The 19,985-nt window shown below is 71.8% G+C and carries 13 protein-coding genes, 2 pseudogenes and 1 riboswitch; of the genes and pseudogenes, 11 read left to right on the top strand and 4 right to left on the bottom strand.

Annotated elements, in window-relative coordinates:
* The first annotated feature begins 125 nt into the window (after nucleotides 1–125).
* The 6 genes and pseudogenes from ABTY59_RS10945 (at nucleotide 126) to ABTY59_RS10970 (ending at nucleotide 6,795) form a co-directional block, all read left to right on the top strand.
* A complete protein-coding gene (locus ABTY59_RS10945) occupies nucleotides 126–2,243 on the top strand; it encodes a DNA gyrase/topoisomerase IV subunit B (protein WP_352018599.1) in 2,118 nt (705 codons plus the stop codon).
* A 223-nt stretch (nucleotides 2,244–2,466) separates the two neighbouring features.
* Nucleotides 2,467–3,654 (top strand): sensor histidine kinase, encoded by a 1,188-nt coding sequence (locus ABTY59_RS10950; protein WP_352018870.1) that lies wholly within the window; start codon nucleotides 2,467–2,469, stop codon nucleotides 3,652–3,654.
* Nucleotides 3,651–4,097, top strand: a pseudogene (locus ABTY59_RS10955) (response regulator); the annotation flags it as partial. The gene ABTY59_RS10950 and the pseudogene ABTY59_RS10955, both read left to right, overlap by 4 nt.
* Nucleotides 4,098–4,415: 318 nt before the next feature.
* Nucleotides 4,416–4,631: pseudogene (locus ABTY59_RS10960) on the top strand (response regulator transcription factor); the annotation flags it as partial.
* A gap of 98 nt (nucleotides 4,632–4,729) precedes the next feature.
* A complete protein-coding gene (locus ABTY59_RS10965) occupies nucleotides 4,730–5,206 on the top strand; it encodes a DUF485 domain-containing protein (protein ID WP_352018600.1) in 477 nt (158 codons plus the stop codon).
* A complete protein-coding gene (locus ABTY59_RS10970; RefSeq protein ID WP_352018601.1) occupies nucleotides 5,203–6,795 on the top strand; it encodes a monocarboxylic acid transporter in 1,593 nt (530 codons plus the stop codon). The genes ABTY59_RS10965 and ABTY59_RS10970 overlap by 4 nt, the downstream gene beginning before the upstream one ends.
* A 17-nt stretch (nucleotides 6,796–6,812) precedes the next feature.
* Here ABTY59_RS10970 and ABTY59_RS10975 read toward each other — a convergent pair whose 3' ends face one another.
* Nucleotides 6,813–7,502: a DUF7342 family protein gene (locus ABTY59_RS10975; RefSeq protein WP_352018602.1), complete on the bottom strand. Its 690-nt coding sequence runs from the start codon at nucleotides 7,500–7,502 to the stop codon at nucleotides 6,813–6,815.
* Nucleotides 7,499–9,241: a sensor histidine kinase gene (locus ABTY59_RS10980; RefSeq protein ID WP_352018603.1), complete on the bottom strand. Its 1,743-nt coding sequence runs from the start codon at nucleotides 9,239–9,241 to the stop codon at nucleotides 7,499–7,501. Before ABTY59_RS10980 ends, ABTY59_RS10975 begins: the two co-directional genes overlap by 4 nt.
* A 111-nt stretch (nucleotides 9,242–9,352) precedes the next feature.
* Here ABTY59_RS10980 and ABTY59_RS10985 point away from each other — a divergent pair, with 111 nt between their 5' ends.
* Nucleotides 9,353–10,408: a CobW family GTP-binding protein gene (locus tag ABTY59_RS10985; RefSeq protein WP_352018604.1), complete on the top strand. Its 1,056-nt coding sequence runs from the start codon at nucleotides 9,353–9,355 to the stop codon at nucleotides 10,406–10,408.
* An 18-nt stretch (nucleotides 10,409–10,426) separates the two neighbouring features.
* Here the strand turns inward: ABTY59_RS10985 and ABTY59_RS10990 are convergent, their stop codons facing one another.
* Nucleotides 10,427–12,232: a GmrSD restriction endonuclease domain-containing protein gene (locus tag ABTY59_RS10990; protein ID WP_352018605.1), complete on the bottom strand. Its 1,806-nt coding sequence runs from the start codon at nucleotides 12,230–12,232 to the stop codon at nucleotides 10,427–10,429.
* Between the two features lie 155 nt (nucleotides 12,233–12,387).
* A complete protein-coding gene (locus tag ABTY59_RS10995) occupies nucleotides 12,388–14,844 on the bottom strand; it encodes a DNA gyrase/topoisomerase IV subunit A (protein ID WP_352018606.1) in 2,457 nt (818 codons plus the stop codon).
* Nucleotides 14,845–15,025: 181 nt separating this feature from the next.
* Between ABTY59_RS10995 and ABTY59_RS11000 the strand changes: the two genes are divergently transcribed.
* The 4 genes from ABTY59_RS11000 (at nucleotide 15,026) to ABTY59_RS11015 (ending at nucleotide 19,810) form a co-directional block, all read left to right on the top strand.
* On the top strand, nucleotides 15,026–16,381 hold the full coding sequence (locus ABTY59_RS11000; RefSeq protein WP_352018607.1) for a M16 family metallopeptidase: 1,356 nt from the start codon (nucleotides 15,026–15,028) through the stop codon (nucleotides 16,379–16,381).
* Nucleotides 16,378–17,775, top strand: coding sequence for a M16 family metallopeptidase (locus ABTY59_RS11005; RefSeq protein ID WP_352018608.1), 1,398 nt, complete (start codon nucleotides 16,378–16,380; stop codon nucleotides 17,773–17,775). The genes ABTY59_RS11000 and ABTY59_RS11005 overlap by 4 nt, the downstream gene beginning before the upstream one ends.
* A 199-nt stretch (nucleotides 17,776–17,974) precedes the next feature.
* Nucleotides 17,975–18,140: riboswitch (cyclic di-AMP (ydaO/yuaA leader) on the top strand.
* Between the two features lie 12 nt (nucleotides 18,141–18,152).
* Complete coding sequence (locus ABTY59_RS11010) at nucleotides 18,153–18,923, top strand: M23 family metallopeptidase (RefSeq protein WP_352018609.1); 771 nt, start codon at nucleotides 18,153–18,155, stop codon at nucleotides 18,921–18,923.
* 203 nt (nucleotides 18,924–19,126) lie between these two features.
* Complete coding sequence (locus ABTY59_RS11015; RefSeq protein WP_352018610.1) at nucleotides 19,127–19,810, top strand: GntR family transcriptional regulator; 684 nt, start codon at nucleotides 19,127–19,129, stop codon at nucleotides 19,808–19,810.
* The last annotated feature ends 175 nt before the right edge of the window (nucleotides 19,811–19,985 follow it).

Raw genomic sequence — 19,985 nt, forward strand, 5'->3', positions numbered from 1 at the left:
GCATGAGGAATCGGGGTGGGTGGCGTGACAACGGCTCTACCAGGCATCGGTACCCTCTGAGCGGTGACCGACGCCGGGCCTTACCCCACCGGGCCAGATTTCAAATTCAGCGAGGAGCGAACCGCGTGACCGCCGAGACGTCCGTGCCGTCCAGTGCGCTGCTGACCGCAGACCGTGACGGTTCCAACTACACCGCGCGGCACCTGCTCGTACTGGAAGGGCTCGAAGCGGTCCGCAAGCGCCCCGGTATGTACATCGGGTCCACCGACAGCCGCGGCCTGATGCACTGCATCTGGGAGATCATCGACAACTCGGTCGACGAGGCCCTCGGCGGGTATTGCGACCACATCGAGGTCATCCTCCACGACGACGCCTCCGTCGAGGTCCGGGACAACGGCCGCGGCATCCCGGTCGACGTCGAACCGAAGACCGGCCTCTCCGGCGTCGAGGTCGTCATGACCAAGCTGCACGCCGGCGGAAAGTTCGGCGGCGGTTCGTACGCGGCCTCCGGCGGTCTGCACGGCGTCGGCGCCTCCGTGGTGAACGCGCTGTCGGCCCGCCTCGACGTCGAGGTCGACCGCAACAGCGCGACGCACGCGATCTCCTTCCGCCGCGGTGTCCCCGGCATCTTCACCGAGCAGGGCCCCGACAGCCCCTTCGACCCGGCCAACGGCCTGATCAAGGGCAAGCGCGTCCCCAAGACCCGCACCGGCACGCGCATCCGCTACTGGGCGGACCGGCAGATCTTCCTCAAGGACGCCAAGCTCTCCCTGGAGACGCTCCACCAGCGCGCCCGGCAGACCGCCTTCCTCGTCCCCGGCCTCACCATCGTCGTCCGCGACGAGCGGGACCTCGCCGGCATCGGGAAGAGCGAGGAGACCTTCCGCTTCGACGGCGGCATCAGCGAGTTCTGCGAGTACCTCGCGCAGGACAAGGCCGTCTGCGACATCCAGCGCCTCACCGGACAGGGCACCTTCAAGGAGACCGTGCCGGTCCTCGACGAGCGTGGCCACATGACCCCGACCGAGGTCACCCGCGAGCTCGCCGTCGACGTCGCCCTGCGCTGGGGCACCGGCTACGACACCACGGTCAAGTCCTTCGTCAACATCATCGCCACCCCCAAGGGCGGCACCCATGTGTCCGGCTTCGAGCAGGCGATCACCAAGACGGTGAACGAGGTGCTGCGCTCGGCCAAGATGCTGCGCGTCGCCGAGGACGACGTCGTCAAGGACGACGCCCTGGAGGGGCTCACGGCCGTCGTGACGGTCCGTCTCGCCGAGCCGCAGTTCGAGGGGCAGACCAAGGAGGTCCTCGGCACCTCCGCCGCGCGCCGGATCGTGGCGAACGTGGTGGCGAAGGAGCTCAAGACCTTCCTCACCTCCACCAAGCGGGACGCCAAGGCGCAGGCCCGCGCCGTCCTGGAGAAGGCCGTCGCCGCGGCGCGGACCCGGATCGCGGCCCGGCAGCACAAGGAGGCGCAGCGCAGGAAGACCGCGCTCGAGTCCTCCTCGCTCCCGGCCAAGCTCGCGGACTGCCGCAGCGACGACGTGGAGCGCAGCGAGCTCTTCATCGTCGAGGGAGACTCGGCCCTCGGTACGGCCAAGCTCGCCCGGAACAGCGAGTTCCAGGCCCTGCTGCCGATCCGCGGCAAGATCCTCAACGTCCAGAAGTCGTCCGTCTCGGACATGCTCAAGAACGCCGAGTGCGGGGCGATCATCCAGGTCATAGGAGCGGGCTCGGGCCGCACCTTCGACATCGACGCCGCCCGCTACGGGAAGATCGTGCTCCTGGTCGACGCCGACGTCGACGGCGCCCACATCCGCTGTCTGCTGCTGACGCTCTTCCAGCGCTACATGCGGCCCATGGTCGAGTCCGGCCGGGTCTTCGCGGCGGTTCCGCCGCTGCACCGGATCGAACTCGTCCAGCCCAAGAAGGGCCAGGACAAGTACGTCTACACGTACTCGGACAACGAGCTGCGGCAGACCCTCCTGGAGTTCCAGCGCAAGGGGGTCCGCTACAAGGACTCCATCCAGCGCTACAAGGGTCTGGGCGAGATGGACGCCGACCAGCTCGCGGAGACCACGATGGACCCGCGCCACCGCACCCTGCGCCGGATCAACATCGGCGACCTGGACGCGGCGGAGCAGGTCTTCGACCTCCTCATGGGCAACGACGTGGCGCCCCGCAAGGAGTTCATCACCGGCTCGGCGGCGACCCTCGACCGGTCTCGCATCGACGCCTGACGCACTCCACCCGTGGGTGGAGCCGAACGCTCCACCCACGGGCCGATCACACGGTCGTTGACTCTCCGTAGCATGGATGTGTCGGAGGGGGACGGACATGGGCGAGCGGTACGACCGCGGGTCGGCGAGGCCGTCGTGGTTGCCGAGGTCGGCCACGAAGCCGAGCGCGGCGCATACGGGGACAGGTGCGGGGACAGGCGCGGCGGCGACCGGGCGGGCTGTGGTGTCGAGCGGCCCGGCACAGACGACCACCTGGCGCTCCTGGCCCTCCCGGGAGGCACTCACCCGGGTCGGGGTGCCACGGGGACGGATCATCCTCGACCACACCTTGATCGCAGGCCTGAGCGTCATCGTGCTGGCCGGGTGCTACACCTCGGGCGCCTTCGGAGGCTGGTACACGCCCTTGCCTCCGCTGGGGTTCGGGCTCTGTGTGGTGGCGTCGCTGCGATACCACCGCACGACCGTCGACCACCGTCTCGCGGCCTCGCTGGGCCTGCTCGCGGTGATCGCGCTCTGCGGCCTGGGGGCCTACGCGGCCGGCGCTCCGACGCCCGCGACGGTGATATGGATCGTCGTCTCGGTCATGGCGATGGAGCGGCTGCCGCTCCGCGCCGGGCTGGCCACCGTGGCGGCGCTGGTGGCCGGGTTCGTGGAGGCCGACGAGACCGGGATCCTCGGTGCCGGTGTCACCACGGCGGCCGTGCTGCTCATCGGCTACTCGCTCCGCCTGGACGCGGAGGCGCGAGGCGCGGGGTTCCAACTGCTCGCCCAGGAGCGACTCGCCCGGGAGGCGGAGGCCGCTTCCGCGGCGCTCGCCGAGCGGGCCCGCATCGCCCGCGAGATACATGACGTGCTCGCCCACAGCCTCTCCGCGCAGATGGTGCACCTGGAGGTCGCACGGCTCCAGATCGAGGCCGGGGCGGACCGCGCGGAGATCCTCAAGCTCGTGACCTCGGCCCGTTCCATGGCCAGGGAGGGGCTCGCCGAGACCCGCCACGCGCTCTCGGCCCTGCGGGGCGACATGGCACCGGTCGAGGACTATCTGCGGGAGCTGGCGCGGGGGGACCGCGCCGAGGTCGATGTCACCGGCGAGCGCCGGGACCTGCCCGCCGAGGCCTCGCAGGCGGTACGGCGGGTCGCACAGGAGGCCCTCACCAACGTCCGGAAGCACGCTCCCGGTGCCCGGGCCAGGATCCGGCTCGCCTACGGGGCGGACGAGGTCTCCCTGGAGATACGCGACTTCGGCCCGCCAGGGGCGGCGGGCGGCACGCGGGTGGGGGACGAACTCGGGTCGTCCGGCTCGGGGTACGGGTTGCTGGGCATGAGAGAGCGGGCCGAACTGCTCGGCGGCAGCCTGGACGCGGGGCCTGAGGGGCCGGGGTTCACGGTGCGGCTGCGGGTGCCGGCATGAGCGCCGCCGACCACGACCGCGTCGTGCGGGTCGTCGTTGCCGACGACCAGGCCGTCGTGCGCGAGGGGATCGTGATGCTGCTCGGTCTCCTTCCCGGGATCGAGGTCGTGGGGTCCGCCCGGGACGGGGAGGAGGCGGTCGCGCTCACCGCCGAGCTCGGGCCCGACGTCGTCCTGATGGATCTGCGGATGCCCCGCTGCGACGGCGTGGAGGCCACACGCAGGATCCGTGACCGGCACCCGGGGACCGAGGTGGTGGTGCTCACGACGTACGCCGACGACGATTCGCTGTTCCCGGCACTGCGGGCCGGGGCTCGCGGATACCTGACCAAGGACGCCGACGGGGAGGAGATCGGGCGGGCCGTGCGCGACGTGATCGACGGGCGGGCCGGGCTGTCCCCCTCCGTGCAGCGACGGCTTCTTGAGCGCCTGATCGAACGGGACGACGAGGAGAGCCGGGGCGGCAGGGGCTCGGATGGGCCGTCCGGTCGGGGAGGAGTGTCCCGACCGAGCGGGGAGGGGGCACTGGCAGGGGCCGCGGCTGGTTCAGGGCCCGTGGGCGGCCCTGGGCCTGCGGCCGGTCCTGGGGCTGCCGGTCCCGGGCCTGAGGGTGGTGCGGCGCCCGCGGGCGGTCCTGGGCCTGCGGGGGCGCTCGCAGCCGGTCCGGGGTCCGCGGCCGGTCCTGGGTCTGTAGCCGGTCCGGGGTCCGCGGCCGGTCCTGGGTCCGCAGCTGGTCCTGGGCCTGTGGCAGGTCCGGGGGTGGATGGGCTGACGGAGCGGGAGACGGAGGTGCTCGTGCTGGTGGCGGACGGGTTGTCCAACCCGGAGATCGCCGTGCGGCTGAGGATCTCGACGGCCACGGTGAAGACCCACATCAACAACCTCTTCGCCAAGACCGGGGTGCGCGACCGGGTCCAGGCGGTGCGGTACGCATATCAGCACGGTCTGGTCAGGGCACCTGGGAGGAGAGTCACCTGATGGGGTGAAGTGAGGGAGGAGAAGAGTCCGGGATCTTCCCGCTCTGTCCATCCTTGGGCACGCGGCCGAAACGGTTCGCTGACAAGGAGAGTTGGCCGGTGGAGCAGGTGGACAGACAGGAGGGGCGCGACGCCGCGGGGACGGCGATCGGCGACCCCTGGAACGACGCGACGGCCTCCGGTGGGGGCGAGGGGGCGGCGGCCGGTGGAGGCCGTCCCGACGCGGTGCCGCGGCAGCGGGTCCACAGCGCGGCGGAGATCTATCTGGAAGTGCAGCGGAGTCCCGCGTTCCAGGAAGTGCGTGCTCGGTACCGTCGGTTCGTGTTCCCCGCCACCCTGGCGTTCCTCCTCTGGTACCTCGCCTATGTGGTGGCGGCGACCGCCGCGCCGGGTCTCATGTCCCGGCCGGTGGTCGGGGCGGTGAACGTGGCGATGCTCGCGGGACTCGGACAGTTCCTCACCACGTTCCTGCTGACCTGGGCGTACGCGCGTCACGCGCGGCTGCGGAGGGACCGGGCCGCGCTGGAGCTGCGCTGGGACACGCAGGAGATGACCCGGGGGGTGGGGCGGCCGTGACGGGAGACCACCAGACCCTGGCGCTCGTGCTGTTCAGCGTGTTCGTCGCGGTGACCCTGGGGATCACGACCTGGGTGAGCCGGAACCGGCACGGTTCGGCGGAGGAGTTCTATGCCGGAGGGCGGCTGTTCTCGCCCCTGGAGAACGGGTTCGCCATCGCCGGGGACTACATGTCCGCGGCCTCCTTCCTCGGGATCTCCGGGCTGATCGCGCTGTACGGGTACGACGGCATGCTGTACTCCGTCGGATTCCTCGTCGCCTGGCTGGTCGTGCTCCTGCTGGTCGCCGAACTGGTCCGCAACTGCGGGCGGTTCACCCTGGCCGACGTCGTCGCCGCGCGGATGGCGGAGCGGCCGGTGCGGATCGCCGCCGGGACCTCCTCGGTGGCCGTCTCCGTGCTGTACCTCGTGGCCCAGATGGTGGGGGCCGGGAGCCTCGTGGCGCTGCTGCTCGGGGGTTCCAGCGAGGCGGCGCGCTCGTGGACGGTGATCGGCGTGGGCGCGTTGATGGTGATCTACGTGTCGCTGGGCGGCATGCGGGCCACCACGTGGATCCAGATCGTCAAGGCGGTCCTGCTCATGGCGGGCACGATCGCGCTGACCGTCCTCGTCCTGCTCCGGTTCCACGGCGATGTGAACAGCCTGCTGTCCACGGCGGCCGAGCGCAGCGGGCACGGCCTGGGCTTCCTCGCCCCCGGGCTGCGGTACGGCGGGGACTGGACGGCCCGCCTCGACTTCATCAGCCTCGGCCTCGCCCTCGTCCTGGGCACAGCGGGACTGCCGCACATCCTGTCCCGCTTCTACACGGTGCCGACCGCCCGCGCCGCCCGGCGCTCCGTCGTCTGGTCCATCGGGCTGATCGGCAGCTTCTATCTGATGACCATCGTGCTCGGCTTCGGCGCGGCCGCGCTGATCGGCCCCGACGAGGTCCGCGCGTCCAACGCGTCCGGGAACACCGCCGTACCGCTGCTCGCCCTCGATCTGGGCGGCGGCGCGGGATCCACCGGCGGCACGGTGCTCTTCGCCGTCGTCGCCGCCGTCGCCTTCGCGACCATCCTCGCCGTCGTCGCGGGGATCACGCTGGCGTCCTCGGCCTCGGTCGCCCACGACCTGTACAGCTCACTGCGCCGGCCCCACGCGAAGCAGTACAGCGAGGTGGCGGTGGCCCGGGTCGCCGCCGCGGGGATCGGCGCGGCGGCCATCGGTCTGGGACTGCTCGCCCGCGACCTCAACGTGGCCTTCCTCGTGGGCCTGGCCTTCGCGGTCGCGGCCTCCGCCAATCTGCCGGTGCTGCTGTACTCGCTGTTCTGGCGGAGGTTCACCACGCGGGGCGCGGTCTGGTCGGTGTACGGCGGGCTGATCCCCGCCGTGCTGCTCGTCCTGGTCTCCCCGGTCGTGTCCGGCAGCCCGGAATCGCTGTTCCCGGGCGTGGACTTCCATCTCTTCCCGCTCCAGAACCCGGGCGCGGTCTCCATCCCGCTGGGCTTCCTGGCCGGATGGATCGGCACGGTCACCTCGCCCGAGCGGCCCGACGAGGCACGGCACGCCGAGACCGAGGTGCGGGCCCTGACGGGTGCGGGGGCGGCCTGACGACCCCGGCGGGCGCCTCAGGGGGAGGACGGTGAGCCGGTCCAGGCGTACCGGTGCTCGGGGCGGCCCGTCTCGCCGTACCGGAGGGAGAGGCGCACCCGGCCGGTGCGCTCCAGGAGCTTGAGATAGCGCTGGGCGGTCTGCCGGCTGACTCCGGCCCGCTCGGCGATCTCCTGCGTGGAGAGCGGGCCGTCTGCCGCGAGGAGCACCTGCCGGACCAGTTCGGCCGTGGTGGGGGAGTGGCCCTTGGGCAGGTCGGGGGCGACGGTGCCCGCCGACAGGACGCCGAAGATCCGGTCCACCTCGGCCTGCTCCGCCTCGCCGCCGCTCTCCAGGGTGCGGCGGAGCGTCGCGTACGCCTCCAGCTTGGCGCGCAGTCCGGCGAAGTTGAAGGGCTTGACCAGGTACTGGAGCGCGCCGTGGCGCATCGCCGCCTGCACGGTGGCCACGTCACGGGCGGCCGTCACCATGATCACGTCGCACTGGTGGCCGCGGGCGCGGGCCTCCCGTACCGCCGTGAGTCCGTTCTCGTCGGGCAGGTAGTGGTCCAGGAGCACGAGGTCCACATGCTGCCCGTCCAGGGCCGCCAGCGCTTCGGCGGTCGAATGGGCGGTGGCGACGACCTGGAAGCCGGGCACCTTGGCGACGTAGGCGGCGTTGATCCGCGCCACCCGCGTGTCGTCGTCGACCACGAGCACGTCGATCATCGCGCCGCCTCCTCGCTGCCGCTGCCGCTGCCGCTGCCGCTGCCGACGCCTGTGCTCGCCCCGGTGGGGTCGTCGGCCGCGGAGGCCGGCGTGAGGGCATCCCCCGCGGGTTCCGGGTCGGTCAGGGCGTCCGGGAGGACGACCGTGAACACGGCGCCGCCCTCGGGACCGCCCGTCACCCCGGCGGTGCCTCCCCGGCGCTCGGCCAGCCGGCGGACCAGGGGGAGGCCGAGACCGCGCTTCCCGTGGGACGGCAGGGCCTTCGTCGTCCAGCCCTCGGTGAAGATCAGCTCGCGGCGCTCCTCAGGGACGCCCGGGCCGCTGTCCGAGACCCGCAGCACCACCGTACGGCCCTCGGCGCGGAAGGAGACCTCGATGCGGGCGCCAGGGGTTCCGGCGGCGGCGTCGAGGGCGTTGTCGACCAGGTTCCCGACGACGGTGACCAGCTCGCGCGGGTCGACGAGCCGGTCCGGAAGCAGGGAGCCGGGCGCGAGCCGCAGCGAGACGCCGCGCTCGGCGGCGACGGTCGCCTTCCCGACCAGGAGGGCGGCGAGCAGCGGGTCGTGGACCTTCTCCGTGACCTGCTCGGCCGTGGCCCGGTGCACGCCGACGACCTCCGTGACGAACTCGACCGCCTCCTCGTGCATCTCCAGCTCCAGGAGCCCGAGGAGGGTGTGCAGCCGGTTGGCGTGCTCGTGGTCCTGGGCGCGGAGCGCGTCGATCAGGCCCCGGGTGGAGTCGAGCTCGCGGCCGAGGCGTTCCAGCTCGGTGCGGTCGCGGAGCGTCGCGACGGCGCCGCCGTCGTCCGTGGGCATCCGGTTCGCGATCAGCACCCGGTGGCCCCGGACGGTGAGCAGGTCCTCGCCGGTGACCCGGCCCGCGAGGACGTCGGCGGTACGGCCCCCGCCGAGGACCTCGTCGAGTGGCCGGCCCGCCGCGTCGGGGCCCAGGCCGAGGAGGCGCTGCGCCTCGTCGTTCATGAGCCGGACGGAGCCGTTGCGGTCGAGGGCGACGACGCCCTCGCGGATGCCGTGGAGCATGGCCTCGCGTTCGGCGAGGAGCGCGGAGATGTCGGAGAACGCGAGGTCGTGGGTCTGGCGCTGGAGCCGCCGGGAGATCAGATACGCCGCGAGCGCTCCGGCGGCCAGCGCGCCGCCCGCGTAGGCGAGGAGGCCGGGGATGGCGGCGAGGAGGCGGTCGCGGACGCTGTCGTACTCGATGCCGACGGAGACCGCGCCGACGATCCGCCCGTCGGCGTCCCGCAGGGGGGCCTTGCCGCGGGCCGAGCGGCCGAGCGTGCCGCTGTCGATCTCCATGACCTCGTTCCCGGCGAGGACGGCGCTGGGGTCCGTGGACACGACCCGGCCGATCTGGGCGGGGTCGGTGTGCGACCAGCGCACCCCGCGGGTGTCCATGACCACGACGTACTCGGCGCCCGTGGAGGTCCTGATCCGCTCGGCCTCCGTCTGCACCGGGCCGCGGGCGGACGGCCGGCTGCCGGTGAGGTCCGCGGCGAGCCGGGGCGAGGCGGTGGTCCCGGCGATGGCCAGGGCGCGCCGCATGGCCTGATCGTCGAGCTGGGCGCTCAGCGGGGCGAGGAAGAGGCCCGTGGCGAGGACGGTGACGCCGGTCGCGATGGCCAGCTGCATGAGCAGGACCTGCGAGAACACCCGCTGGGGCCACCCGAACCGCCGGCGGCGCGCGCGGGGGCGCGGGGGGCTGCTCTGTGCGGGGTTCATGTCCGGAAAGGTAGACGGCCGCGAGCCGGGACCGGAAATGGTGACGGATCGGGCGCCTATTCTGGGGGTTTCCCACGGCCGTGGGACCGCGAGCAACCGGAGGCACGTCCCGTGACCACGCAGCAGATCCCCGTCGTCGTCCTGGCCGGGTTTCTCGGGGCGGGGAAGACCACGCTCCTCAACCATCTGCTGCGCACCGCCCGGGGCACCCGCATCGGGGTCATGGTCAACGACTTCGGCGACATCGGCATCGACGCGATGACCGTCGCCGGCCAGGTCGGCTCCACCGTCTCCCTCGGCAACGGCTGTCTGTGCTGCGCCGTCGACGCCGGTGAGCTCGACGAGTACCTGGAGGTCCTGACCCGGCCCGAGTCCCGGCTCGACGTGATCGTGATCGAGGCGAGCGGCCTCGCGGAGCCGGAGGAGCTGGTCCGCATGGTGCTCGCCAGCGAGAACGAGCGGGTCGTGTACGGAGGGCTGGTGCAGGTCGTCGACGCCTCCGAGTTCGCCGCCACCCGGCAGCGGCACCCCGGGACCGACCGGCACCTCGCCCTCGCCGACCTCGTCGTGGTCAACAAGGCCGACCGGGTCGCCGAGGGCGAGCTGCGGGCCGTACGGGAGACGGTGGCCGGTCTCGCCGGGCGCGCCGCCGTGGTCGAGGCCGCCCACGGTCGCCTCGACCCGGAGCTGCTCTTCGACCGGGTCGTGCCGGACGGCGAGATCGAGGGCCAGATGTCGATCGAGGACATCCTGTACGGCTCCGAGGACGACGGGCACGCCCATCCGCACGCGGCCTACGAGAGCCTCTCCGTGACGGCGTCGACGCCGCTGCACCCGCGCCGGCTGATGGCGTTCCTCGACTCGCGCCCCGAGGGCCTCTACCGGATCAAGGGCTTCGTCGACCTCGGGCCCGCCGACCCGGCCAACCGCTACGCCGTGCACGCGGTCGGCCGCTTCCTGCGCTTCTACCCCGAGCCCTGGCCCGCCGGGGAGGAACGGCTCACTCAGCTCGTCCTGATCGGCTCGGGCGTCGACGCGGCCGGGCTGCGCAAGGAGCTGGCCGCCTGCGAGCTGAGCGGCCCGCAGGACACCCCCGACGAGCACAGCATGTGGGGGGTCCTGCGGTATGTGCGGCAGACGGAGGAGCACGCCGAAACCGACGCCTGAGGCGACCGGCCCGACGGATCAGTGCACGTCGGGGGCCGTCTCGGCGGTGTCGTCCGCGATGGCCTTGCCCATCTCGGCCGCGACCGTGGCGAGCAGCGCCGCCTTGCGCGCGGCGAAGAACGACGGGAAGTCGTCGCGCTCCATGTGCTCCGGCGCGACCAGGTGCGACCTCATGTGCCGGTGCACCTCCTCGGCCGTGGTCTCCGCGCTCTTCGCCAGCTTCACCAGGTAGTCGGAGGGGGCGTTGCCGCCGATGATCCGGTTGGTGCGGGCGGTCAGCGGGGTCTTGTTGACGACCGAGTTGTAGACGTCGGGGTCCTTGCCCGCCTCCTGGCACCACACCTTCGGGAAGATGTGGTGGATGTCGATCGACTCGTCGAAGTAGCCGGTGATCTCGGCCTTGGTGCCGGTGCGCCAGTCCAGCGCTCCGGCCTTGAGCAGCAGGGCGTAGATGCCCTTGTACGCGGCGCTGTTGCGGGTGCGCAGGGTCAGCAGGCGGCCGGGTGCGAACTGCGCCGCCTCGACGGTCCGGGGCTCGCCGCCGGTGCCGCGGATCCAGCCCACGACGTCGGGCAGGTCGTGGCTGAACCGGGTCTCCGTCGAGCCGCCGTACAGCTCGCCGAAGACCCCGCACCAGTACCAGCGGGCCAGCTTCTTCTGCGCCCCGGCGCTCTGCGCGTCCTCGCCGGCGAGCGCGAGGATCGCGGCGAGAGGGATGAGCTGGGTGCCGTACGGAAGGAAGCGGGTGTCGAAGACGTACTGCTCGTGCAGGAACTTCGCGGCGGCCTTGAAGCCCTGGACGACGCGGGGTGCGAAGCGCTGGTACTCGTCGAGGGCGAGCTCCAGCATGTCCTTGCGCTTGCAGCCGATGCGCGGCAGGCGTTCCTCGGGCACCCCGCCGCGCACCGCGTCCGCACGCCGGGCGGCGGTCGCGAGCAGGGTCACCGACTGGAGGAAGTCGGTGTTGGAGACGTCCTTCAGGATTCGGTACTCCGGCGCGTCCCAGGACTTCCTGACCGCCTCCCAGTGCGGCCGCAGCTCGAACTCGTCGGCCGCGAAGGTGGCGGTGAGCAGCTCGAAGACGGTGAGGGAGACACCGCCGGTGTTGACGTTCTCGAAGACCTGGCAGACGGCCTGGCGGGCGGTGTTCCTGCCGAGGGAGATGACGGGGACCTGATAGCGGTCGAAGTGCCGGACGAAGGTCTCCTCGAAGTCCCGCCACAACTGCAGGGTGTCCCTGTCCCGCTCCCACCAGTACTCCTCGAAGCCCCGCCGCCAGGTGTACGGGTCCAGGACGTCGTTGAGCGGGAAGAGCAGGGCCGCGTACTCCTTCTCGCGGGTCGAGTAGTCCTCCGTCACCTCACCGCGGAAGTTCCGGACGATCTTGTCGTGGGGAAGGAAGCGGACGGCGTCCTCGCGGTCGGTCTGACCGTCGAGCACCGCGCGCATGTCGGCGTAGAACCAGCCGGTCACCTTCTGCTTGCGGACGTCCTGGGTCACCACCGGTTCGCCCAGCTTGATCGACTGGAAGAGGGAGGTGAGGCGCTGCTGGCCGTCGAGGACCAGGGTCTCCGGTTCGGTGTCCGGCGGAGGTGTGGCGCCCTCGATGGGACGGTGTTTGAAGCGGACGTCCCCGCCGGACTGCAGCGTCATGACCGTACCGACCGGGAATCCCTGCGAGACGGACGCGAGCAGCGCGGTGATGTGCGGATGCGGCCACACCCACCCCCGCTGGAACTCGGGGAGCTGCGCCCTGCCGTTCTCGACCTGCGTGAGCAGATCACGCAGGGGGCGCTTGTCGATGCTGAATGCTTCGTCCGTCAACGCGGCCCATCCTTCGCTCGGTGCCGGACCCGCCGGAGCGGGGGCCGGGCGATCAACGGGCCGAGGCTATCGGGCCTTTCGGCTGGGTGTCCCGGAGTCCCGGACGACGAGACGGAGGGCCCCCGCCGGGGGCCCTCCGTCTCGTCGTGGGCGGGTCAGGAGGCCGGGCCCGCCACCACGTCGACCGGCTGGGGGAGCGGGGTGCCCGAGCCGTCGCGGCGCGGGTCGGGGGCCGGGAGGGACACCGGGGCGCCGGACTTCTGCGCCGCGCGGGCCGGGGTGGTGCCCGCCCAGGCCAGGATCAGGACGTCCTCGCCCTTCAGGAAGCGCTGGCAGCGGACGCCGCCGGTCGCGCGGCCCTTGCGCGGGTACTGGTCGAAGGGGGTCGCCTTCGCCGACGTGCCCGCCGAGGAGTCCAGGGTGCCCGTCGAGCCCGCGACGGTGAAGACGAGGGCCTCCGACGCCGGGTCCACCGCCGTGAACGAGATCACCTCGGCGCCCGCGGTGAGCTTGATGCCGGCCATGCCGCCCGCCGGGCGGCCCTGGGGGCGCACCTGCGAGGCCTGGTAGCGCAGCAGCTGGGCGTCGGAGGTGATGAAGACCAGGTCCTCCTCGCCGGTCCGCAGCTCCGTCGCGCCGACGATCCGGTCGCCGTCCCTGAGGGTGATGACCTCCAGCTCGTCCTTGTTCGCCGGATAGTCCGGGACCACGCGCTTCACGACACCCTGCAGCGTGCCGAGGGCGAGGCCGGGGGAGGACTCCTCAAGCGTGGTCAGGCAGACCACCGTCTCGTCCCCCTCCAGGGAGAGGAACTCCGACAGCGGTGCGCCGCCCGCCAGGTTCGGGGCGCTCGCGGTGTCCGGCAGCTGGGGCAGGTCGATCACCGCGATCCGCAGCAGCCGCCCGGCCGAGGTCACCGCCCCGACGTCGCCGCGCTGGGTGGCCGCCACCGCCGACACGATCACGTCGTGCTTGGCCCGCTTGCCGTCCTCCGCGGAGGGAAGCGCCTCGGTCACCGTGCGGGCCAGGAGGCCCGTCGAGGAGAGCAGCACCCGGCACGGGTCGTCCGCGACCTCCAGGGACACGGAGGCCACCGGTGCGCCCGCGGATTCCAGCAGGACCGTGCGCCGGTCCGTGGCGAACTTCTTGGCGACCGCGGCCAGTTCCGCCGAGACCAGCTTGCGCAGCTCGGCGTCGGAGTCGAGGATCCCGGTCAGCTCGTCGATCTCGCCGGTCAGACGGTCGCGCTCGGTCTCCAGCTCGATGCGGTCGAACTTGGTGAGGCGGCGCAGCGGGGTGTCCAGGATGTACTGCGTCTGGATCTCGCTCAGCGAGAAGCGCTCCATCAGGCGCTCCTTGGCCTGGGCGGAGTTCTCGCTCTCGCGGATGAGGCGGATGACCTCGTCGATGTCGAGCAGCGCGACGAGGAGGCCCTCGACCAGGTGGAGGCGGTCGCGCTTCTTGCCGCGGCGGAACTCGGAGCGGCGCCGGACGACCTCGAAGCGGTGGTCGAGGTAGACCTCCAGGAGCTCCTTGAGGCCGAGGGTGAGCGGCTGTCCGTCGACCAGTGCCACGTTGTTGATGCCGAAGGACTCCTCCATCGGCGTCAGCTTGTAGAGCTGCTCCAGGACCGCCTCGGGCACGAAGCCGTTCTTGATCTCGATGACCAGGCGCAGGCCGTGGCTGCGGTCGGTGAGGTCCTTGACGTCCGCGATGCCCTGGAGCTTCTTGGAGCCGACCAGGTCCTTGATCTTGGAGATGACCTTCTCGGGGCCCACCGTGAAGGGCAGCTCGGTCACGATGATGCCCTTGCGGCGGGCCGTCACCGTCTCCACGGTCGCGGTGGCGCGGATCTTGAAGGTGCCGCGGCCCGACTCGTACGCGTCCTTGATGCCGGAGAGGCCGACGATCCGGCCGCCGGTCGGCAGGTCGGGGCCCGGCACGAAGCGCATCAGCGTCTCGAGGTCGGCGTTCGGGTGGCGGATCAGGTGGCGGGCGGCCGCGACGACCTCGCCGAGGTTGTGCGGGGGCATGTTCGTCGCCATGCCGACCGCGATCCCGGACGCGCCGTTGACCAGGAGGTTCGGGTAGGCGGCGGGGAGCGCGACGGGCTCCTGCTCCTGGCCGTCGTAGTTCGGCGAGAAGTCGACCGTGTCCTCGTCGATGGACTCGGTCATGAGCAGCGCGGCCGGGGCCATCCGCGACTCGGTGTACCGCATGGCGGCCGGCGGGTCGTCGTTGCCCAGGGAGCCGAAGTTGCCGTGGCCGTCGACCAGCGGGAGCCGCATGGAGAAGGGCTGTGCCATGCGGACCATCGCGTCGTAGATCGACGCGTCGCCGTGCGGGTGGAGCTTGCCCATCACCTCGCCGACGACACGGGCGCACTTGACGAAGCCGCGGTCGGGGCGGAGCCCCATCTCGCCCATCTGGTAGACGATCCGGCGCTGCACGGGCTTCATGCCGTCGCGGGCGTCGGGGAGGGCGCGCGAGTAGATCACCGAGTACGCGTACTCGAGGAAGGAGCCCTGCATCTCGTCGACCACGTCGATGTCGAGGATCCTCTCCTCGTACGCGTCGTCCGGCGGCGGTGTCTTCGTGCTGCGGCGGGCCATCGCGGCTGCGGCTCCTTCACCAACAAGGTTGATCTGACGCGGACCATTGTGGACCGTGCCACCGACAACGCCGACCGCGACCCGGAAGAGGGACATCACGAAGGCTCGGGAACTTCGCCAGGTGTCGGCGCGCTTGCATACAGTGGCAGGACTTTTTCACATCGCGATCGAAGGGACGTACATGCCCATGGGTCACACGGCCACGGCCGAGGCCGGCTCCGGCGGCCTGACAGCGACCGAGCACCGGTTGGCGAACGGCCTGCGCGTGGTGCTCTCGGAGGACCACCTGACCCCGGTCGCCGCGGTCTGCCTCTGGTACGACGTCGGCTCGCGCCACGAGGTCAAGGGCCGCACGGGCCTCGCCCACCTCTTCGAGCACCTGATGTTCCAGGGCTCGAAGCAGGTGCACGGGAACGGCCACTTCGAGCTCGTGCAGGGGGCCGGCGGCTCGCTCAACGGCACGACGAGCTTCGAGCGCACCAACTACTTCGAGACCATGCCCGCGCACCAGCTGGAGCTCGCGCTCTGGCTGGAGGCCGACCGCATGGGCTCGCTGCTCGCCGCCCTGGACGACGAGTCCATGGAGAACCAGCGGGACGTCGTCAAGAACGAGCGCCGCCAGCGCTACGACAACGTGCCGTACGGCACGGCCTTCGAGAGGCTGACCGCCCTCGCCTACCCGGAGGGCCACCCCTACCACCACACGCCGATCGGCTCCATGGCCGACCTGGACGCGGCGACCCTGGAGGACGCGCGGAACTTCTTCCGCACGTACTACGCCCCGAACAACGCCGTGCTGTCCGTCGTCGGCGACATCGACCCGGCGCGGACGCTCGCCTGGGTCGAGAAGTACTTCGGCTCCATCCCGGCCCACGACGGCAAGCCCGAGCCGCGCTCCGGCGAGCTGCCCGAGGTCATCGGGGAGCAGCTCCGCGAGGTCGTCGAGGAGGAGGTCCCGGCGCGTGCGCTGATGGCCGCCTACCGGCTGCCGCACGACGGCACGCGCGCGTGCGACGCCGCCGACCTCGCCCTGACGGTCCTGGGCGGCGGGGAGTCCTCCCGCCTGCACAACCGTCTGGTCCGCCGCGACCGCACGGCCGTCGCCGCCGGCTTCGGTCTGCTGCGGCTGGCCGGCGCCCCCTCGCTCGGCTGGCTGGACGTCAAGACCTCCGGCGGCGTCGAGGTCCCGCAGATCGAGGCGGCCGTCGACGAGGAGCTCGCCCGGTTCGCCGCCGAGGGCCCCACGGCCGAGGAGATGGAGCGCGCGCAGGCCCAGTTGGAGCGCGAGTGGCTGGACCGGCTCGGCACCGTCGCGGGCCGCGCGGACGAACTGTGCCGGTTCGCCGTGCTGTTCGGCGACCCGCAGCTCGCCCTGACGGCCGTCGACCGGGTCCTGGAGGTCACCGCCGACGAGGTGCGGGAGGTCGCCGCGGCGAAGCTGCGCCCCGACAACCGCGCGGTGCTCGTGTACGAGCCCCTGGCGACCGAGCAGAGCGACAGCGCCGACGGCGATGACGAAGAGGGAGCGGACCAGTGACCGACGCCGCCGTGTCTTTGACGAGCATGGACTTCCACCCGCAGCCCGAGGCGGGCACCGCGAAGCCGTGGGCCTTCCCGGCACCGGACCGCGGGAAGCTGGACAACGGTCTGACCGTGCTCACCAGCCACCGCCCCGGCCAGCAGGTCGTCGCCGTGGAGATCTTCCTGCCCGCCCCGCTGGACGCCGAGCCCGCCGGGCTCGACGGCGTCGCCACGATCATGGCCCGAGCGCTCTCCGAGGGCACCGACCAGCACAGCGCCGAGGAGTTCGCGGCCGAGCTGGAGCGCTGCGGCGCCACGCTCGACGCGCACGCCGACCACCCGGGCGTACGGGTCTCCCTGGAGGTCCCCGTCTCCCGGCTGCCCAAGGCGCTCGGGCTGCTCTCCGAGGCGCTGATCGCCCCCGCGTTCCTGGACACCGAGGTCGAGCGCCTGGTGCGCAACCGCCTCGACGAGATCCCGCACGAGACGGCCAACCCGGGCCGTCGCGCCGCCAAGCAGCTCTCCAAGGAGCTGTTCCCGGCCGAGTCCCGGATGTCCCGGCCGCGCCAGGGCACCGAGGAGACCGTCGCCGCGATCGACGCCGCCGCCGTCCGCGCCTTCTTCGAGGCGCACCTCCGGCCCGGCACGGCCACCGCCGTGGTCGTCGGCGACCTGACCGGGGTCGACCTCGACAAGGTCCTCGCCGAGACGCTGGGCGCCTGGACGGCTGAGCCGGCCGAGCCGCTCCCGATGCCGCCGATCACCGCCGACGACACCGGACGGGTCGTCATCGTGGACCGTCCGGGCGCCGTGCAGACGCAGCTGCTGATCGGCCGGATCGGCCCCGACCGGCACGACCGCGTCTGGCCGGCCCAGGTCCTCGGCACGTACTGCCTCGGCGGCACCCTGACCTCGCGTCTGGACCGGGTCCTGCGCGAGGAGAAGGGCTACACGTACGGCGTGCGGGCCTTCGGTCAGGTGCTCCGCTCGGACGCCGCGGGGAACGGCGCCTCGATGCTCGCCATCAGCGGATCCGTCGACACCCCGAACACGGGTCCGGCGCTCGAGGACCTGTGGAAGGTGCTGCGCACGCTCGCCGCCGAGGGGCTCACCGACGCCGAGCGCGAGACGGCCGTGCAGAACCTGGTGGGCGTGGCCCCCCTCAAGTACGAGACGGCCGCCTCGGTCGCCGGGACGCTCGCCGACCAGGTGGAGCAGCACCTTCCGGACGACTACCAGGCGCAGTTGTACGCGCGCCTGGCCGAGACGGGCACGGTCGAGGCGACGGCCGCCGTGGTCAGCGCCTTCCCGGTGGACCGGCTCGTGACCGTGCTCGTCGGCGACGCGGCGCAGATCGCGGAGCCCGTGCGGGGTCTGGGCATCGGTGAAGTGACCGTCGTGACCGGCTGATTCAGGCCGCAGCGCGACAACGACAGGACCCCGACGGCATGTTTCGTCGGGGTCCTCCGCTTTGTCCGTATTGAGGTCAAGATGATCTTTTGCCCTGTGGCATGTCTTACAAAAAGCGTGTCCGGTTGGTGATTGAAAGACGATCCGCATAGCGTCGGGGCGACTGTTCGTCAGTTGCACGTGCCGCAGCCGCGGCATCGGACAGTCATCGCCGAGTCCCCGTCAGGCGCGAGCCTGGGGAGCCGGGGACCCACACGCAGTCCCTGGGGTGAATCGGGCGGCCTTCGTCTTGACGGAGGGGCCCGTAGGAGACCTTCCTGCTCCGAACCCGTCAGCTAACCCGGTAGGCGAGAGGGAAGGAAAGGATCAGCCACTACATGGCGTTCACCCGTGCCACCGGGAAGCATCGTGGTCCGAGCCGGATGGCGCGCCGCAGCGTGGGCATCGCCGGCGTCGCGACGCTCGCCACCACCGGCGTCATCGGAACCCTCGCCTCCCCGGCGCTCGCCGCCGACACGGACCACCGCTCCGTCGAGGACACCGGCCTGACCCAGGTCATCACCGAGGACTCCCTCGTGGACCGGATCAACGCCCAGGCCACCGCCCAGGAGCAGGAGGCCGTCGAGGCCATCGCCAAGGCGAAGGCCAAGGCCGAGGCGAAGCGCAAGGCGGACGCCCGCGCCAAGGAGATCCGGCTGGAGCGTGAGCGTGCCGCCCGCGAGGCCGAGCGCCGCCGCCTGGCCTCCTTCCAGCTCCCCGTCGCCGGCTCGTACGTCTCCACCGGCTACAAGACCGGTGGCTCCCTCTGGTCCTCCGGCAGCCACTCCGGCGTCGACTTCCACGCCGCCTACGGCACCCGGGTCGTCTCCGTCGGCTCCGGCACCGTCGTCGAGGCCGGCTGGGGCGGCGCGTACGGCAACAACATCGTCATCCGGATGAACGACGGCACGTACACCCAGTACGGACACCTGTCCTCCATCGGGGTCTACGTCGGCCAGACCGTCGAGCCGGGCCAGCAGATAGGCGTCTCCGGCTCGACCGGCAACTCCACCGGCCCGCACCTGCACTTCGAGGCGCGCACGAGCCCCGAGTACGGCTCCGACATCAACCCGGTCGCGTACCTCCGCGCCCGCGGCGTCACCGTCTGACCCGTACCGCATCTTCGCGGAGCGACTCGCAAAAGCCCCGGCTCGTACTGAGCCGGGGCTTTTCGTCGACCGGAACGGCCAAAATACAGCCATGGATTCCATCGGGGCATCGGAAATTCCGGCGGGCTGCCATAGAGTCGAAGATCGGGCGCAGAACAGGCGCCGATGGAATGGACTCGCGCGGACCAAAGCGGAGGTCGGACATGCGCATTCCCGCGCACTCGGTATGCACGGCGATCCGGGACGACATCGTCTCCGGCGTGTTCGAGCGGGGCGGCCGGCTGACCGAGGAGCAACTCGCCCGCCGGTACGGGGTCTCCCGCGTCCCGGTCCGCGAGGCGCTGCGCACCCTGGAGTCCGAGGGGTTCGTCGTCACCCGGCGTCACGCGGGCGCCCATGTCGCCGAGCCCACCGAGCAGGAGGCGGCCGACCTGCTCGACATGCGGGCGCTGCTCGAGCCGCTCGGGGCCGCGCGGGCCGCGCAGCGGCGCACGGAGGCCCACCTCAAGGTGCTGCGCGGCCTGGTCAGGCTGGGGCAGGAGCGGGCCAGGCGGGGCCAGGGCGAGGATCTGCGGTCGCTCGGCGGCTGGTTCCACGAGACGCTCGCGCAGGCTTCGGGGAGCCCGGCCCTGACGGCGCTGCTCACCCAGCTCCGGCACAAGATCGCCTGGACGTACGTCGTGGAGCAGCCCGCCCAGCCGGTCGAGGCCTGGGCCGAGCACGGCGCGATCGTGGACGCCGTGGCGCGCGGCGACGCCGAGCGGGCGAGGAGCCTGACCGCGCTGCACGCGGAGCGCTCGCTGTCCCTGCACCGGCTCAAAAAGCCGGAGCGGGGCCGTGTGAGGGTTTCGCAACATGCCGTCAACACGGCGAGTGCCCGGAATTAACACGCACGCCGTATACAAAGAAATAGGCATTCGGCCGGGGTTTTCGTGCTGCCCGAAAATGGGCCCGACGAGTCCGGGGAATGCGAATGGCCGTGCCCGCCGGAATTCCGGCGGGTCGGGACCAGGGCCCGGCACCTGTCGGTGGATCTGGCGACCGGCACGCTCCGGTCCACCC

Source organism: Streptomyces sp. NPDC096079, from assembly GCF_040303145.1.
Classification (GTDB): domain Bacteria; phylum Actinomycetota; class Actinomycetes; order Streptomycetales; family Streptomycetaceae; genus Streptomyces.